This window comes from Kitasatospora sp. NPDC001261 (genome assembly GCF_042896795.1).
In the GTDB taxonomy this organism is placed as follows: domain Bacteria; phylum Actinomycetota; class Actinomycetes; order Streptomycetales; family Streptomycetaceae; genus Kitasatospora.
In genome coordinates this window covers 94,680-110,181 of the sequence record NZ_JBIAXP010000021.1, presented here as the reverse complement: position 1 = coordinate 110,181, position 15,502 = coordinate 94,680, and the positions used below count along the sequence as shown (strand labels likewise).

The window sequence follows — 15,502 nt, the reverse complement described above, 5'->3', positions numbered from 1 at the left end:
CCTCGGTGGGTGGTCGTGGTGGCCGCCCGAGGGTTTGCCCTCCCTCGTTCGACGTTTACTAATCTACCCATCGTGGGTGTGCCCGGTCAAGAGGTTGGATGGTTGGGCTCCAAAAATTGGTTAGTGACTTTCCAGAGATTGGATAGTTAGATACCACCCATGGACACCATCGCCTTCGAACGGGCCAAAGCCCGCATGACCGCGGCCCAGCACCGCGTCGACGCGCTCACCGACGAGCTCCACGGCGCCGAGGCGCACCGCGACCGGGCGGTCGCGGCGGTCGACGCCTTCGCCGAGGCCGCCCCGGGCGAGAAGAGGCTGCTCAGCCGCCGCGACATCGCCCGGCAGATCGGCGTGACCCACCCCGCCGTCAAGGGCATGGTCGACCGGGCCAGGGAACACGGCCCCGCCACCGGGCCCGAGCCGGCGCTCGTCATGGGGCCCTGGAGCGCCATCCAGTACATCGCGGCCGGCGCCTTCGGGACCGTGGAGCGCGCACTGGTCGCCAACAACGAGGCCGACATCGTGCTGGAGTGCGGCGCCCACCCGGCGGTCTGGGCGGAGGGCACCCTGCTGAACACCCCGAGCCTGGTCCTGGTCAGCACCACCGGCGAACTGCTGGGCGTGACGAACTGCAACGCCGGCTACGGCGGCACCGGCCCCAGCGCCAGCCACGACCTGCTGCTCCAACTCGGCTGGGACGAGAACGCGGCCTCCACCGTCTTCTCCCACGAGTTCGTCGAGCTGTCCCTCGAGAACGGCGTGCTGCGCACCGCGGACGAGAGCCTGCACGGCGGCGTCGGCGGCGGCCTGGAGAGCATCGGCGGCGCGCTGATCGCCCGGCTGCGCACCGCGGTCCCAAGTCCGCTGGAGCGCCGGCCCGTCAACCGCGAGGACCCGATCAACCTCCTCCCGTGGGTGAGGACGGTGCTCGACCAGCCCGAGCGCTACCCGTGGGCCGCCGGTGAGCGCGTGGCCCGCGTCTACCTGGACCGGGAGGCCTCCACCGGTCTGCAGGACCAGTCGCCCTTCACCACCCGCGGCCGATCCGTCGTCTCCATCGTCATCGAGCAGGGCGACCTGCAGCTGTGGTGCCCGGCCCACCACTCCACCAGCTGGACCCGAGCGTTCTCCAGCGAGCAGCTCCAGGTGCTGGCCAACGCCGGCCTCGACCCGGCCGACCTGATGGAGGCCAAGGGCGGCCTGCTCGGTCGGCTGATGCCGCGCCCCCAGCGCCCCGCCTACGTCGAAATCTCCCGCACCGGCGGGACCACGCTCGCCCACGAGCCGGTCGGGCTGTAGCCGGAGCCGGGATTCGGCCCGGGCCGCCGCACCGCCCGCTCCGTGACCGTCGGCACCGGTTGGCAGTTGCCGGCAACGGGCGTGGTTGCCCGTCAGGGGCCAGGCAGGGTGTAGAGGGTGGTCTCTTCCCGCAACGGCAGGTCCGAGCGGATCCGCCTGCGCGTGACGAACCGGGTCTCGTAGGTGAACGTCTGGCCCTCCACGCCGGTCTTGTAGACCGGGCCGACCAACCTCCCCTCCTCCGTACGCACGCCCACCCGCACCCGGTAGCGCCAGTGCGCACGCCGCCACGTGCCGTGGACCAGGCCGTTCCCGGTCCCGCGGGCGGCGGTCCCGCCGCCGGTCGGCCGCTCCGGAGGCGGGGTCAGCCGCAGCACGTGCACGCCTTGGTACGCGCCGGCGGCGGCCTCCGGGGTGCGCACCGCGCGGCGTACCGCCCTCTGGGAGAGCCGCTCCCCGCCTGGCGGCTCGGTCGGGGCGGCGGGCGGCGTCCAGTTCCCGAACGCGAGCTGCGCGGCGTAGGAGTAGAGGACCCGGCCGGCCGGGTGGGCTCCGAACGCCGCCGGCTGCAGGAACCGGTGCCGCCGCCCTGCCTCGTCCACGCTGGTCAGCCACAGCCATCCCAGCCGGGTGTCCAGGCGCAGCTCCGGACCGGGCTGCGCGCGCAGCAGCGCCCCGATCACCGCCGGGCGGCGGCCCGCGTCGATGCGGCCGTGCTCCAGCAGCTCGGACAGGGACTGGTCGTCGGCGGTCGCGGCGTGCAGCGGGACCGCGTCGTGCATCACCAGCGCCCACCCGCCCGGCAGCCGAAGGTCCGCCTTCATCGCGGGTTCCAGCTCGGCGCAGGTGACCACGTCCAGCGCGGCCGGGCCCGGGATGTGGTGGGGCAGGGCCTGGTAGGCCCCCAGAGCGGTCACCGCCCGGTTGAAGCGGGTCAGCGCCCACCCGGCGTCCAGCGCGCGGTAGTCGACGTCCGCCAGCAGGTCCGGCGTCAGCAGGGCGCTGCGCAGCGGCGCGATGTCCTGGCCGTGCAGGCCGGCCAGATCCTCCGGCAGCGCCCGGGCGGTGTGGCGGGCGAACGCGGCCTCGAACTCCCACCGGTGCCGGACCTGGGCCTGGCGGCAGGCCATCGCGACCACGTCCACGACCTGGCCGTCCGCGCCGGCCAGCGCCAGCACTAGCTGCTCCCGCACGGCAGGGGTGTCCCAGGTGACGCCGTGGTCGGCGGCCAGCTCGTCGGCCGCGCCCACCTCGTCGACCAGCGAGATCCACGCGGAGTTGACCAGCTGCTCGTGCTCGCTTCCCGGGCCGAGGAACCGCGCCCAGTCCGAGTCCGGGTCCAGGCCGCCCACCCGCAGACCCCCGCGGTCGGCGGCGGCCCCCTCCGGGAAGGCCCTGCCCAGCAGTTCATCCACGCTCACCCCCGGCCCAACGACCCGCCCCCGCCGGCGGTAGCGGCCCCCGGGGCAGCGGAGCGCGAAGCCATCGGCTTCTGGCGCCAGCCACGCCGTGCCCCAGTACCCCACCAAAGCTCGGCGAACAGGTGTAAAAACGTACGTTTTTGCAGCCAGCTCCGCAGCTCCGCGGCAGGCCATGACGCCCCGTCAAATCGGTTGGCTCACCGGGGGGCCGGGGGAGGATGATGTCGGACGTACCGCTGCTCAGCCCGAGGGGAACTCCACACGATGCCGCTTGACTGGTCCCGCGTCGGCGCCGGGAACAAGGATCCGCTGCTGCGCCCCCGCGAGATCTACGCGGCACTGCCGAACCGGCCCTGGCCCTACCTGCGGCACGAGCAGGGCGAGGTGCTGGAAAGGTGGTTCGAGCGCCGCACCGACCGGGACGTCGTGATCAAGCAGAACACCGGCGGCGGGAAGACCGTCGCCGGCCTGCTCATCGCGCGCAGCACGCTGAACGAGGGCGTGGGCAAGGCCGTCTACCTCGCGCCGGACACCTACCTGGCCAGGCAGGTGCGCGCCGAGGCCGACCGGCTGGGCCTGGCCACCACCGGCGACCCGGACGACCTGGCCTTCCGCTCCGGGCAGGCCATCCTGGTGACCACGTTCCACAAGCTGATCAACGGCAAGTCCGTCTTCGGGGTGACCGGGGACGGCCGGCAGGCGATCGACCTGGGGATCGTCGTCGTCGACGACGCCCACGCGGCCCTGGCCACCGCCGAGGGCCAGTTCCGGCTGACCGTGGCCGCCGGCCACCCCGCCTACGCCAAGCTCCTCGCGCTGTTCGCCACCGACCTGGAGCAGCAGTCCCCGAAGGCGTGGGCGGACGTGCGCGCCCAGGACTTCACCGCGGTGGTGCGCATCCCCTTCTGGTCGTGGCAGGCCCGCCAGAGCGAGGTCATGGCCGCCCTCCACCCGCATGCCGGGGACGACGGCATCAAGTTCGAGTGGCCGCTGATCGCCGACGTCCTGCCGCTGTGCGCGGCCACCGTCACCAGCCGCGGGGTGGAGCTGCGGCCGCCGTGCCTTCCCATCGCGATGATCCCGGCCTTCGACAAGGCCGCCCGCCGGGTGTACCTGACCGCCACGCTCGCCGACGACAGCATCCTGGTCACCGACCTGGACGCCGACCCGAAGCTGGTGCAGCGCCCGGTCACCCCGGGCAGCGCCTCGGACCTGGGCGACCGGATGATCCTGGCGCCCGTCGCACTCAACCGCTCCCTCGACGACGAAGCCGTCCGGGTCCTGGCCCGCCAGCTCGCCGACGGCGACCGCGACGGCGACGGCATCCCGGACGCCCCGCCGGTCAACGTGGTCGTACTCGTCCCCAGCACCCGGGCCTCCGCCGCGTGGGCCCCGTACGCCGACCGCGTCCACCACGTCCGCGACCTCGAGGCCGGCGTCGCCGAGCTGAAGGCCGGCCACGTCGGCCTGGTGGTGATGGTCAACAAGTACGACGGCGTCGACCTGCCGGGCGACGCATGCCGGGTCCTGGTGCTGGACGGCGTCCCACGCCCGATGGACGCCACCGAGCGCCGCGAGGCCGCCGTGCTCTCCGGGAGCCCCACCCTGCTGGCCCGTCAGATCCAGCGCATCGAGCAGGGCATGGGCCGCGGGGTGCGCGACAGCGAGGACCACTGCGTGGTCCTGCTGCTCGGCAGCGATCTCGCGGTGGCCACGCACGACCAGCGCCAGCGGGCGCTGCTCTCCCCGGCCACCCGGGCCCAGGTCGAGCTCAGCCGCGACATCGCCGACCTGATCCAGGGGGAGGGGCTGGACTCCCTGCGGTCCGCGATCGGCGCGTGCCTGGACCGGGACCCCCAGTGGGTGGCGGCCAGCCGCCGCGCCCTGGCCGAGATCCGCTACGCGGACAGCGGCGTCGTGCGGCCGGAGGCCGTCACCTCCCGGCAGGCGTTCGACCTGGCGGCGACCGGCCGCCAGCGCGATGCCGCCGACGCGATGCAGCGCGCCACCACCGAGGTCGAGGACCCCGCCGTCCGCGGGCTGCTGCTGGAGCAGCGGGCCGCCTACCTCAACCATGTCGACCCGGCCGCGGCGCAGCGCATGCTGACCCGGGCGCTGGAGCTGAACCAGTTCGTGCTGCGCCCGGCCGCCGGGGTGGTGCCGGCGCAGCTCCGGGCCGCGGCCGTGCAGGCGAAGGCGGCCGCGGAGTTCCTGGACCAGGAGCACGCCGACGGCGTGTCGCTGGTGCTCGGTGTGAAGGCGCTGCTGGACGAGGTCGTCTGGGGTGACGAGGAGCGCTCCGACGAGGCGGAGGCGGCCTGGATGCGGCTCGGGCTCCACCTCGGCGTGACCAGCACCCGTCCGGAGAAGTTGTACGGGACGGGCCCGGACAACCTGTGGGCGCTCAGCGACGAGCGGCACGCGGTGATCGAGCTGAAGACCGGGTGCACCACCGGGTCGATCGCCAAGAGCGACCTGGACCAGCTGGGCGGCAGCGTCCGCTGGGACGCGACGAACTACAGCGGCGTCAAGTCGCTCGCGGTGATGGTGCACCCCAGCGCGGTGCTCCACGGCCTCGGCACGGCCGTGGAGGGGATGCGGGTCGTCACCCCGCAGAAGTGGGAGGCGTTGAAGAAGGCCGTGACCGCCTTCGCGGTCGCCCTGGCCGACGGGAACGGCCGCTGGCGTGACGAGCAGGCCGTCGCCGAGCAGCTGGCCGTCGGCAAGCTGCTGGCGGGCAGCTTCTTCCAGACCTACGCCGAGGCGCCGAAGCCGGCCGCCTGAGGGCACCTCGCCCGCCGGGTCACCGCTGCACCCACGAGAATCGGAGAGCACCTCACATGATCCAGAACGCCCCCATCCCCTCCGACCTGCGGCGATGGGTCAGTGAGCACCTGGTGGGCGTGGACCAGGTCGCGGACGTCTCCTGGCCCAAGGCGAAGTCGCAGGTCTGGCGGGTGAGCGCCGGCGGCCGGGCCGCGTACGTGAAGCTCAGCCCGAGCGCTCTGGACTACCAGCGCGAGATCACCGGCTACCAGCACGCCGGGCGCGCTCTCGACCCCGGAGGCGCGCCCCGGCTCCTGGCCGCCGACCCGGCTCTGCTGGCCATCATGAGCTCGCCGCAGCCCGGCCTCGTCGTACGCGACCTGCCCCTCGACCCTCGGGACGAGCAGCGGGTGTACGAGCTCGCCGGCCGCGCGCTGCGCCGCTGGCACGACGCCTCCGCCCCGGCGACGGACCGGGAGCGCGAGGCCATCGGGGCGTCCATGGCGCAGCAGGCCGACGAGGCTACCACGTGCCTGGACAGCGCCGGCCACCACCTGGACGCCGCCCAGCGCGCGCTGGTGCGGTGCGTGGCCGAGGAACTGCCGCAGCTGACGCGCCAGGTGCCCGTGGTCTACCGGCACGGCGACTTCGCCACCCGCAACTGGCTGTGGGACTCGGCGTCCGGTGTCCTGGGGCTGATCGACTTCGAGATGGCCGCCCACGGGCTCGCCGCCGAGGAGTACACGTGGCTGTACGGCGCCGTGTGGGTGACGCGCCCCGACCTCAAGAACGCGTTCTTCGACGGGTACGGCCGCCCGCTGACCGCCGAGGAGGACCGGCTGCTGCACCTGCTGACCACCCGGCTCGGCGTCTCCTACCTGCACACCGGCCTCATCAAGAAGGACACCGTCCTCACCGACCGGGGCCGGCTCGTCCTGACCCGCCTGGCCCACCAGGACCAGTAGACGCACCCACGGGCCGGCATGGCACGGACGACGAGTCCGTGCGGCTGGCCGGCCGCCGGGCCCGGGTCTCAGGTCGCGTGCCGCGCCCGCTTCGTGGGCTGCTGCTCCAGGTCCGGCCGCACCTTGTAGCTGGGCACGATCGGCCGCTCCTCGTGGTGCGGGCACTCCTCGCCCCGCTCGCGGTACTCGCGGTGCTTGTGCGTCTGGGTGCAGAACCTCCGGGTGCCCTTGGTGACCACCGTGTACCCGTACGTCAGCGGGCCGCGCGGCGACGGGACCGCCGCGGGCTCCTCCACCGCCGGGGCCGGCCGGGGCCGGCGAGGGGTCGGCACCTCCTCGACCCGCGCGACCGACACCGCGTCGGTGCGCTTGCCGCTCTTGCGCTTCTTGTCCTTGGCCCGGTTGTCCGGCAGCTCCACCACGACCTGCTCAACCGCGGCAACGAGCTGCCCGGGTTCCCGCTGGGGGTCGGTCAGCCGGTCCCAGCAGGCGAACACCACCCGGGCCCACGGCCACCGGCTGGCCGGGGACGGCTCGGCCGGCAGGCACGCGCCGATCGGCACCACCATTTCCCCCGCCCGCACCAGCGGCAGCTCCTTCTGGCCGACCAGGGCCGGCGTCCAGAACGTCAGCCACACGAACTCGACCCCCGGCTGCTCCACCAGCAAGCCCACCGACCGGTCCCGGCCCCGCGCGTCCAACTTGCCGTTGAAGTAACGCTCCTGGTCCCGCTCATTGGGATGCATGTCGGTGTGCCACCACACCGGCCGGCCGAACGGCTCGGCAACGGGCAGCGCGCTGGCGCCCGGGTGCGGGGACCAATCCGCCCGCCACGGCCCCCAGGACACCGCGACGACGGACTGGCGGCCCATCTGGCCGATCGCATGCTCGAACTGCATGAAGCCCATGCCGCGCTTGCCCGGCACCCGGTCCCAGGTGACCGGCAGCTCGCGCGCGTCGAATCGCTGCGCGGTGGCCAGACGGGTCAGCCGCCCGTCGATCAGCCAGACCGCGCCGGTCAGCAGCCGCTCGTCCTCCTGCCCCAGCAAGATCTGCGCTGCCTCGAGCGGGGAGGCCACCGCCGGCACGAGGGTCATGTCGTCCAGGATCTCGGCCGTCACCGACACGGACTCCGGGGTGAGCAGCTGGCGGCGCAGCTTGGCCCGCCAGCGCGAGGTCACCGCGGTGACGGGCTGGTGGAAGTCGAAGTGGTCGGCCGGGTCGGCCTCCAGCGGCTCGGTCCCGTGGTTCGGGTAGGGCGGCAGGACGACGGTGGCCGGGTCCATCGGCTCGCTGAAGCCCGCCACCTCCAGCGTCCCGTCCAGCTCGGCGCGGGCCTGCGCAGCCTCCTGCCCGGCACGGGCGGTGAGCGCGGCGGCTGCGATCGCGGCGGTCTGCATCACTGGGTCGGCCAGCTCCGGGCGCGCCCCGAGCGCGGGGCGCAGCACGGCCGTCGCCGCGTCCCAGCGGCCCCGCAGCCGCGCCTCGGCCAGCGCCGCGTCCAGCAGTTCGACGGCCGCCCGGGCCAGCGCCCACGCGGCGTCGGCCTCGCGGCCCAGCGGCCCCTTCGCCGAGTGGGCGGTCTCCATCCACGTGGCGCGGTCGCTGGTACCCGCGGCGCGGTGCAAGTCCGGACGGCCGCCGGGCAGCCGGAAGTCGGCCGGGGCGAGGTCTTCGATCCGGCCGAGGATCGCGGCCGTCACCTGGTCGTGGATGCCGGACTGCACCGCGTGGTTGGTGATCTCGTGGACCAGCGCGTCGTCGGCGCGCTCGGCCGCGTCTACCAGGACGTCGGCCAGCGCCGGGACCAGGTCCTCGGACTTGCCCGCGCGGTGCGAGCGGATCCGCTCCAGCAGCTCGCCCATGCCGGCCAACTGCTCCACCTCGACGCCGTCCAGCGGGCCGCGCAGGGCCTTGCGGTTCAGCTCGCCGACCACGTCGGCGGCCAACGTCTCCATCTCGCCCATGTCCACCCCGTTCAACCGGGCCATCTGCAGCACCGATTCCACGGAGTCACGGTTCTTGCTGGCCCGGTCCAGCAGGGTGTGGATGCGGCCGGTGCCCATCATGTCGGCCGCCAGGCGCCCGTAGGACGGGACGGCCGCCTCGGCGAGCATGGACAGCAGGGGGAACGCGATCTTCTCGTCCTGTCGGAACGCCGAGGCGAAGCCGTGCGCGACGGCGTCGGTCGCCCTGTCTGCGTCGGTATGCACGAGGCTGGTGTAGAGCCCGACGGCCTTCTGCATCGTTGCCCGGCACCGCTCGGCGTCCGGCCAGTTCTCCTCCGCGCGATGGAACGGCCGCTCGGTGGCGACCGCGTGGCGCAGGAACTCGTCCCGGTCTCGGCAGTGGGTCAGCCGGGCGATGTCGGGGATGCCGGAGGCGGTGCACTCGTCGTCGGTGGCGCCGTGGCAGATCGCGGAGACGAGGAGCGCACCGACACGGCCGACGTACTTGCCGCGAGCTGCCTGGAGGATTACCTGGGCGGCCTCCGGATAGTCGTGGGCGCGGATCGCATCGACGAGCCGGCCGGTGGCGGCGGCCGCCGGGTCGTGGCTGGGGCGCGGCAGGGGTGTGGTCAACAACGTGGTCCATTCGCGTTCGAGTAGGGGCCCGCCATCGCATTGTGTCGGGACTCGATGACAGTCGGTCAGCCCTTGAGCGCAGCCGATGCCCGGCGGCTCGGTGTCCCGGACTCGCGAGCGGGAGAGCCAGACAAGCGCCGATGCCACCTTGGCCTGTGTACAAGCCGGATCTGGGAGCAAAAACGTACGTTTTGGGGCCGACCCGGAGCGTAGCCGGGTGGTCACCCTCGTGGAGCTGGCCGAGGCCGGCTGCCTGGCCGCGCTGCGCCTCTGGGTCGGAGCAGCGGCCGGCACTGTCGGTGCACGCGGGGTCGCTTCACGGCCAGGGCGCGGGCAGCGTTGGGTCGTTGGCGTCCTCGCGCTGCTGGTCGAGGTCGTCGGCCGCGGCTCGACGGGCCTTGTGCCACTGGTCGCTCTCGTGGCCGCTCGGTCGCAGGCAGCGCCGACCGGTGTCCGCGCTGCAGCGCGGACACCGGATCGCGCCCGGGCAGGTGTAGCCGTCGATGAGGGAGTCGCAGGTGGGGCACGGCCCGCTGGGCAGCGGGCGCCCCGAGCGGTCCACCAGGGCGCCGGTGGCGAGCAACTCGCGGTACTCCCGGTGGTACACCGGGGCCGGGAGAGGCTGAACGACCCGGGCCCGGCCCGGGTCAGCGACCGGCACGGGCGGGGTCCTTCGTTCCCCGGTCCGGAACGGTGCCGGTGGCTGCGATCTGGGCCAGCACGCGGCGCATCGCGCCGATGCCGCCCAGGCCGGCCAGCGGCTGCTCGGCCTCCGGCCAGACCTGCGCGACGAGTTCCGCGTAGGCGGACGGGGCCAGCACGGTGACGCTGGCCTGCTCGATTCCCAGGGCAGCGGCCTGCTCGCGCAGCTGGTCGGCCGTCGCCGACCCCGGCGCACCGAGCTGGTGCTCGTACGGGGTGATCCGGGCGTCCAGCTCGAGCAGGCCGTGCAGGCCAGACAGCACCAGGACCCGGCCGTCGGCGCGGGTGAGCGCCTGCGCGGCCCGTCGGCATGCCCAGTGCAGCGAGCCGGTGTAGAGGTCGGAGACCGCGATCGGCTGGTTGCTCTGCTGCTTCCCGGCACTGCATCCGACCACGACAACCCTGGGTGCGGGATCCGCAGGGGCCGTGGCCGGTCCGGCGGCCTTGGCCTCCAGCGCGGCCAGGGCCTGGAAGCCCTTGGGGGTCATCGTCTTGGTGCCGTCCGGGTTGCGGACCACCAGGAGGTCGGCGACCAGCTTGTCGAGGGCCGCTCCGTGGCCGTCGACCCGGCCTTGTTCGTTGCCGCGGAGGATCTTCGCGCCGGTGGGGGACAGGTCGGTCATGCGGCGGTTCCGATCTGGAGGGGATGAGGCTGGGTCTTGCGGGCGAAGCCGCCGTTGTCGCTGGGCCAGGTGAGGGTGAGGCCGTACCGGGCGGCCAGGCCGAACAGGTCGCGGTCCGGCTTCGCGGCCAGCAGCAGGGTCCGGCCGACACCGGGGTCGGCGTAGCGGGCTAGGTCGTCGAGCAAGCCGACCGCCCGGTGCAGGGCGTCCCGGGTTCCGTCGCCCACGACGGCGACCAACTCGTTGGCGGTCAGGTCGTACAGGTCGGAGCAGATGGCGGTGAGGTTGCCGACGGGCGTGACCGTCAGCCGGGCCAGGCCGTGGCCGCGTCGGCGCTGGTATCGGCAGTACTGCGCGAGCAGCCGGACGCCGGCCGGGGCGTGGCGGTCGGCATCCGCGTCCAGCAGCTGCGGGTCCAGGTCCGCCTGCTCTATCCGGGGCTTCTTACCCGGCGCGTCCACCGCGAGCCGTACGCCGGTGGGCGCCCCGTCCAGGGGCACCAGGCGGAACACCATGCCGCGCACGGGCCCGAACTCGCCGGGCAGGTCGGCGTGGACGAAGGGCAGGTCGGCGTCGATGGCGTACCGGCCGAGGTAGCGGGGGTCGCTGCCGCCGAGGTGGTGGAACAGGCGCAGCGTCTGGCCCGTCTCCTGGTGGCGCAGCAGAGCGGCGTTGCCTTGGGCGATGCGGTGGTGCCCTTCGCGGCTGCCCTCCCCGGTGAAGAGGTACCTCGTCCCGGTCCAGCCGTCGCGGGCGGAGGAGGCGTCGGTGCCGCTGATCATCAGCAGGTGCTCGGTCCGAGAGGGGCGGATGCGGCCTTGGAGGCGGCCGCCGTACCGCTTGGGCAGTTCCTTGAGCGGCACGGTGGCGCCGATCGGCAGGTCCCAGTCCATTGATCGTCTCCTTGGGGTCAGCGCTCGGGGTGGCGCGGTGGCGGGCTGGCGGTGTCGGCCGCCCGGCCGGGGAAGGCGTCGGCGAGCCAGGCGCGCAGCGCGGTCTCGTCCTGGCACTCAGCGGAGAGAAAGGCGAGCTGGGCCTGGACGCCGTCGTTGTTGACGGCTGCGGCGCGCTCGTCGAAGACGTCGCGCACGAGGTCGTCGAGGTCGTCCTCGTCGAGCTCGAAGTCAGCCCTCAGGCGGTCGATCTGCGGACCGCTCAGCGATCCGGTGGTGGTGTCGGTGGTGATCATCGGTCTCTCGTTCAGGAAGCGGTGGCCAGGGCCTGCTGGCGGCGGCGCAGCTCGGCCAGAGGCAGGGGGCGACGGACGCCCTCGCGCTGCTCGCGCAGGATCGCGACGTCGCCGAGTTCCCCGCGCAGTTGTTCCTCGGCGGCCTCGGCCCGGGCGAACTCCTCGGGGAAGAGCTGGAGGGTGCGGCGCCACTGGCGGTGCCCGGCCTTGACGCAGAGCCCATGGCAGTTGTTGTGGTCGTAGCCGAGCTCGTAGAGCGCTGGGATCGCGATGCCCAGGCTCCGGGCCTCGTCGAACAGGTGCTCCTTCGTCAGCTCGGGCTCGTCGTGCAGCGGGTAGAACACCTGCCACGGGAGCCAGCCGGCCGTGATCGCTCGGGCACGGGCCTGGTCGCGGGGGGAGTTGTCCAGGCCGATGTAGAGCCGGTCGCGGGCGGGGTCGGCGTTCTCCTCCAGCCAGCGGCGGCACGGCTTGATCTTGAGTTCGAGGCTGCAGTGGGCGAGCCGGGAGTTCCCGAGCCAGCGGTTGTCGGCGAAGACCCGCCAAGGGGTGCGGCCGTCGCACACACGGGTCAGCGGGACCTTGAGCAGACGGGCCGTCTCATGGCTGAAGCGCCACAGGTCGGGGTGCTCGGCCAGGGTGTCGGCGATCAGCAGGACCAGTTCCTCACCGCGGCGGTGGGCCAGGGCAGCCACTCGGGTGGCCACGGCGAAGGAGGCGATCCCGCCGCTGAACTGGACGATGTGCTTGGCGGGCCCGTCGGCGGTCGGTGCGGGGGCGGCTGGACGGCGGTTGGTCGAGGTGGCGGGCATGGTGGTGGTCCTGGAGGGGTTGAGGGCGCGCGGATGCGGCGGCGGTCGTGCGCGGGCCGCGGGGGAGGGGCGCGAGGAGTACGGGGACGTCGACGTCAGTCGAGGGTGCGGGCGGGCAGGCACAGGCCGGCGGGTGCCGCGACGAAGTCCGGGTTCCGTTCGACGATCAGCGGGCCGCGGGCGGCGCCGGGCTGGCGGCGCGTCACCCGGGGCGCCAGGGTGCACACCTCGAGCTCGCCGAGGAGGAACTCGCCCCACTGCCCGAACAGCGTTCCGCAGCGGTGCCACCCGTACGCCTTGCCGGTGGTGGGGTCCAGCTCGGCCACGTACCAGTCGTAGCCGTCGATCGGGGCGCGGTAGTGGATGTGGAGGGTGCGCGCCTCCTGAGGGATCCCGCCGGTGGCGTTCAGCGCGGGGATGAGCGCGAGCTCGTGGAACGGCGGATAGAAGTCGTGATGGCGCAGGTCGCGGTGGATCTCGGGCATCACCTCCCACGGTCCGGTGGGGAGGATGACGCTGCCGTTGACGATTCGGACGGTGGGGTCCATGGGGGGTGGTTCTTCCTGTCGGTGGTGGTCGTGGTGGCCGCTCCAGGGTTTGCCCTCCCTGTTTCGACATTCATTAACCTACTCGAATCGTTCGGCGCGGATCAAGATGGTTGCGCTGGAGACCTCCGGTCGGAGGCCGGCGCGGCGGAGCTGCGCGATGCCACGGGGCGGGGCGCGGCCGCCCGGCCGGTGGGGCGGGCGGCCGGGGTGGTCACGCTGCGGTGGCCAGCGCCGCCGGGGTGACGTCGGCGAGGAGCGCTTCGGCGCGGACCTGCTCCAGGGCGGGCAGTTCCTCGGGCCACAGGGTGTGGCCCAGGCGGTAGGCGAACGTCCAGGCGTCCATCTGGGTCCGGAAGGCGTCCAGGTCGCCGACGGTGAGCGTGAGGGCGCCGAGCTGGAGGCGGATCTGTCCGGCTCCGGTGGGGCTGGCCTCGGCCGGGCGGGCGTCCACGTGGACGCCGGGGACGGGACCGGCGAAGGTCAGGTGCCCGGAGAACTGGATGTCGTCCATGCCGGGCGCGCGCTGGGCGACCAGAGCGGCGTCGAAGGTGGCTGCGGCGAGCCGTTCGGCGTCGAGCCAGGCGCGGTAGGCGGCGAGCAGGGCGTGCGGGTGCTGGAAGCGCAGGCGGGCGGAGGGCATGGTGAGGAAGATCTCGTGGCCCAGTCGTACGGGCTGGATCTCGTGGGTGCCGACCAGGTAGACGGAGAGGGTGGCGCGGTGACCGGTGATGGTGCTGGACATTCTCGGCGCTCCTTGCGACGTGGTTCGTGGTGGCCGACCCAGGGTTGCCCTCCCTGTTTCGACATTGACTAATCTACCCGACGGGGTAAGGGGTGTCAACTGCCATGGTGGGGGTGCCCCTCCCGGGCCACCCCCACCACCGCGATCCATCAGGCTGCCGCAGCCAGCTCCGGCAGCCCCTGCCCCGCGTCCACCGGAGCCGGCTGCTCCTCCGGCTCGGCTCCCTCCGATGCGACCTCGTCCCCCGCCTCCTCGGTCTCCTCGACCTCGTCCTCGTCGTCCTCCTCGTCCTCGTCCTCGTCCTCGTCGTCCTCGTGCAGGGCCGGAGCCTGCTGGGGGTTGTCCCGCCGCTCGCGCTTCTCACGCAGTTCGGCGAGCAGGTCGATCTCGGGCTCGGCCAGCGGGTGGCCGTACGCCTCCACCAGCTCCAGCCAGGCGATCGCCCAGTCGAGGTTGAACCAGTAGGACTGACGCCGGAGGTTGGCCTCCGCCTGGACGGCGAGCTGGGCGAACATGAGCAGGGGGAGCCGGTGCTCCGGGGTCCGGCCGATCCGCCGCTCCATCGCCTCGACCGGGTCCTGGTCCTTCGCCGGGGAGGCACCGATGATGCGGAAAACCTCGACCTCGAACCCGTTCTCCGAGCCCCGATCGAAGGCGTAGCCGAAAATCTGGGCCATGGTCGCCCTGTACAGGCCCTTGGGGGTCTTGTTGGCGCGGGCGAGCTTGGTGATGAACTCCATGCGGATCTTCGCGGCGATCCGCAGCGACTCCTGGCGCTGGGCCTCGGCCTCGGCCTCGGCGGCCTTCGCCGCGCTCTCCTCGGCGCTCAGGTGGGTGTAGTACTTGGTGATCTCGTGCTCGTAGCGCTTGGGCTCCCGGCAGACGTAGACGATGTGGCCGCGCTCGTCCAGGTAGGCCGCGTGCCCGGCGCAGGCGGCGTGGGACGTGGCGTTGTACGTCTCGCCCTCGGGGTCCTTGAGCGATCCGAGCGCGACCGGCACGGCACCGTACTCGGGCTTGGGGATGAGGGCTATGCCGTTCTCCAGCAGGGTCTTGCGCGACTCGGCCTTGCGCTCCCGGTCGACCCGCCGGGTCTGCGCGCTGTCCAGCGCGTAGCGGAGGTTGCCGCCTTCCTTGACCGTCTTGAGCAGCTTCGCGTACTCCTTCGGGTCGTCCTCGAACTCGGCGAGCCGTATGCCCTGCTCGATGGAGAGCTGACCGAGGTCGGCGGCATCCCGGGCGACCTTGGGGAGCTTGTGCAGCCGCAGGGACTCCCGGACCGACTCCTCGTCCTGGGCGACCTCGGCGGCGATCTCCGCCACGTCCAGCCCCTCCAGGGCGAGCTGGTCGTAGACGGCCGCGATCTCGCTGGCCTTCATCCCGGTGCGGTGAATGTTCTCGCTGAGCGCCTGGATGAGCTGGACAGCGGTGCTGCTGATGTTCGTTCGCACCAGGGCGGGGATCTGCTCGTGCTCGGCCTCCAGCGCTGCGGCGTGGCGGTGGTTGCCGAAGACCAGGTCGTACCGGCCGTCGCCGATTTCGCGCACGGTCACCGGCTCCAGCACGCCGTGCTTCTTCACGGAGGCCAGGAAGTCGGGGGCGAGATCGACGGGGCGGATCTTCCGCTGGGAGACGATCGCCTTGGGGTCGATCAGAGCCAGGACCAGGTCGTAGTCCGGCTGGCTCTCGACGCCGACGGGGGCCTCGGTCTGGGGGGTCTCGATGGTCTGGGTGATCTCGACGGCGGTGGTCACGGAATTCTCCTCGGTGGGGTTTCGTGGTGCCCGGCCCGGGGTTTGCCCTCCCCGTTCCGACATGTACTAATCTACTCTCTCGGGGGGGGATTG

General features: G+C 72.9%; 13 protein-coding genes. 3 read left to right on the top strand and 10 right to left on the bottom strand.

Going from position 1 to position 15,502, the window contains the following annotated elements; translation table 11 throughout:
- The first annotated feature begins 159 nt into the window (after nucleotides 1–159).
- The gene (locus ACFY4B_RS26985) at nucleotides 160–1,302 is read left to right on the top strand and encodes a hypothetical protein (RefSeq protein WP_387971977.1); all 1,143 of its coding nucleotides are present in this window, start codon (nucleotides 160–162) and stop codon (nucleotides 1,300–1,302) included.
- Nucleotides 1,303–1,394: 92 nt separating this feature from the next.
- On the opposite strand, the gene ACFY4B_RS26980 is transcribed toward ACFY4B_RS26985, so the two are convergent.
- Nucleotides 1,395–2,717 carry a hypothetical protein gene (locus ACFY4B_RS26980; protein WP_387971974.1) on the bottom strand — a complete coding sequence of 441 codons (1,323 nt, stop codon included), beginning with the start codon at nucleotides 2,715–2,717 and terminating at the stop codon, nucleotides 1,395–1,397.
- Nucleotides 2,718–2,987: 270 nt separating this feature from the next.
- Between ACFY4B_RS26980 and ACFY4B_RS26975 the strand changes: the two genes are divergently transcribed.
- Entirely contained in the window at nucleotides 2,988–5,507 is a 2,520-nt protein-coding gene (locus ACFY4B_RS26975) for a DEAD/DEAH box helicase (protein WP_387971971.1), read from the top strand.
- Nucleotides 5,508–5,563: 56 nt separating this feature from the next.
- Complete coding sequence (locus ACFY4B_RS26970) at nucleotides 5,564–6,454, top strand: aminoglycoside phosphotransferase family protein (RefSeq protein ID WP_387971968.1); 891 nt, start codon at nucleotides 5,564–5,566, stop codon at nucleotides 6,452–6,454.
- Between the two features lie 68 nt (nucleotides 6,455–6,522).
- On the opposite strand, the gene ACFY4B_RS26965 is transcribed toward ACFY4B_RS26970, so the two are convergent.
- The 9 genes from ACFY4B_RS26965 to ACFY4B_RS26925 form a co-directional block, all read right to left on the bottom strand.
- Entirely contained in the window at nucleotides 6,523–9,036 is a 2,514-nt protein-coding gene (locus ACFY4B_RS26965; RefSeq protein ID WP_387971965.1) for a hypothetical protein, read from the bottom strand.
- A gap of 319 nt (nucleotides 9,037–9,355) precedes the next feature.
- The gene (locus ACFY4B_RS26960) at nucleotides 9,356–9,700 is read right to left on the bottom strand and encodes a hypothetical protein (protein WP_387971962.1); all 345 of its coding nucleotides are present in this window, start codon (nucleotides 9,698–9,700) and stop codon (nucleotides 9,356–9,358) included.
- Entirely contained in the window at nucleotides 9,687–10,364 is a 678-nt protein-coding gene (locus ACFY4B_RS26955) for a DUF6884 domain-containing protein (protein ID WP_387971959.1), read from the bottom strand. Before ACFY4B_RS26955 ends, ACFY4B_RS26960 begins: the two co-directional genes overlap by 14 nt.
- Nucleotides 10,361–11,257 (bottom strand): hypothetical protein, encoded by an 897-nt coding sequence (locus ACFY4B_RS26950; RefSeq protein ID WP_387971956.1) that lies wholly within the window; start codon nucleotides 11,255–11,257, stop codon nucleotides 10,361–10,363. The genes ACFY4B_RS26955 and ACFY4B_RS26950 overlap by 4 nt, the downstream gene beginning before the upstream one ends.
- Nucleotides 11,258–11,274: 17 nt before the next feature.
- Nucleotides 11,275–11,553 carry a hypothetical protein gene (locus tag ACFY4B_RS26945; protein WP_387971953.1) on the bottom strand — a complete coding sequence of 93 codons (279 nt, stop codon included), beginning with the start codon at nucleotides 11,551–11,553 and terminating at the stop codon, nucleotides 11,275–11,277.
- An 11-nt stretch (nucleotides 11,554–11,564) separates the two neighbouring features.
- Nucleotides 11,565–12,365, bottom strand: coding sequence for a hypothetical protein (locus ACFY4B_RS26940; protein ID WP_387971950.1), 801 nt, complete (start codon nucleotides 12,363–12,365; stop codon nucleotides 11,565–11,567).
- 95 nt (nucleotides 12,366–12,460) lie between these two features.
- Nucleotides 12,461–12,913 (bottom strand): hypothetical protein, encoded by a 453-nt coding sequence (locus ACFY4B_RS26935; protein WP_380436125.1) that lies wholly within the window; start codon nucleotides 12,911–12,913, stop codon nucleotides 12,461–12,463.
- A 211-nt stretch (nucleotides 12,914–13,124) separates the two neighbouring features.
- Nucleotides 13,125–13,655, bottom strand: coding sequence for a hypothetical protein (locus ACFY4B_RS26930; protein WP_387971947.1), 531 nt, complete (start codon nucleotides 13,653–13,655; stop codon nucleotides 13,125–13,127).
- Between the two features lie 149 nt (nucleotides 13,656–13,804).
- Entirely contained in the window at nucleotides 13,805–15,409 is a 1,605-nt protein-coding gene (locus ACFY4B_RS26925; RefSeq protein WP_387971944.1) for a ParB/RepB/Spo0J family partition protein, read from the bottom strand.
- Nucleotides 15,410–15,502: the final 93 nt, after the last annotated feature.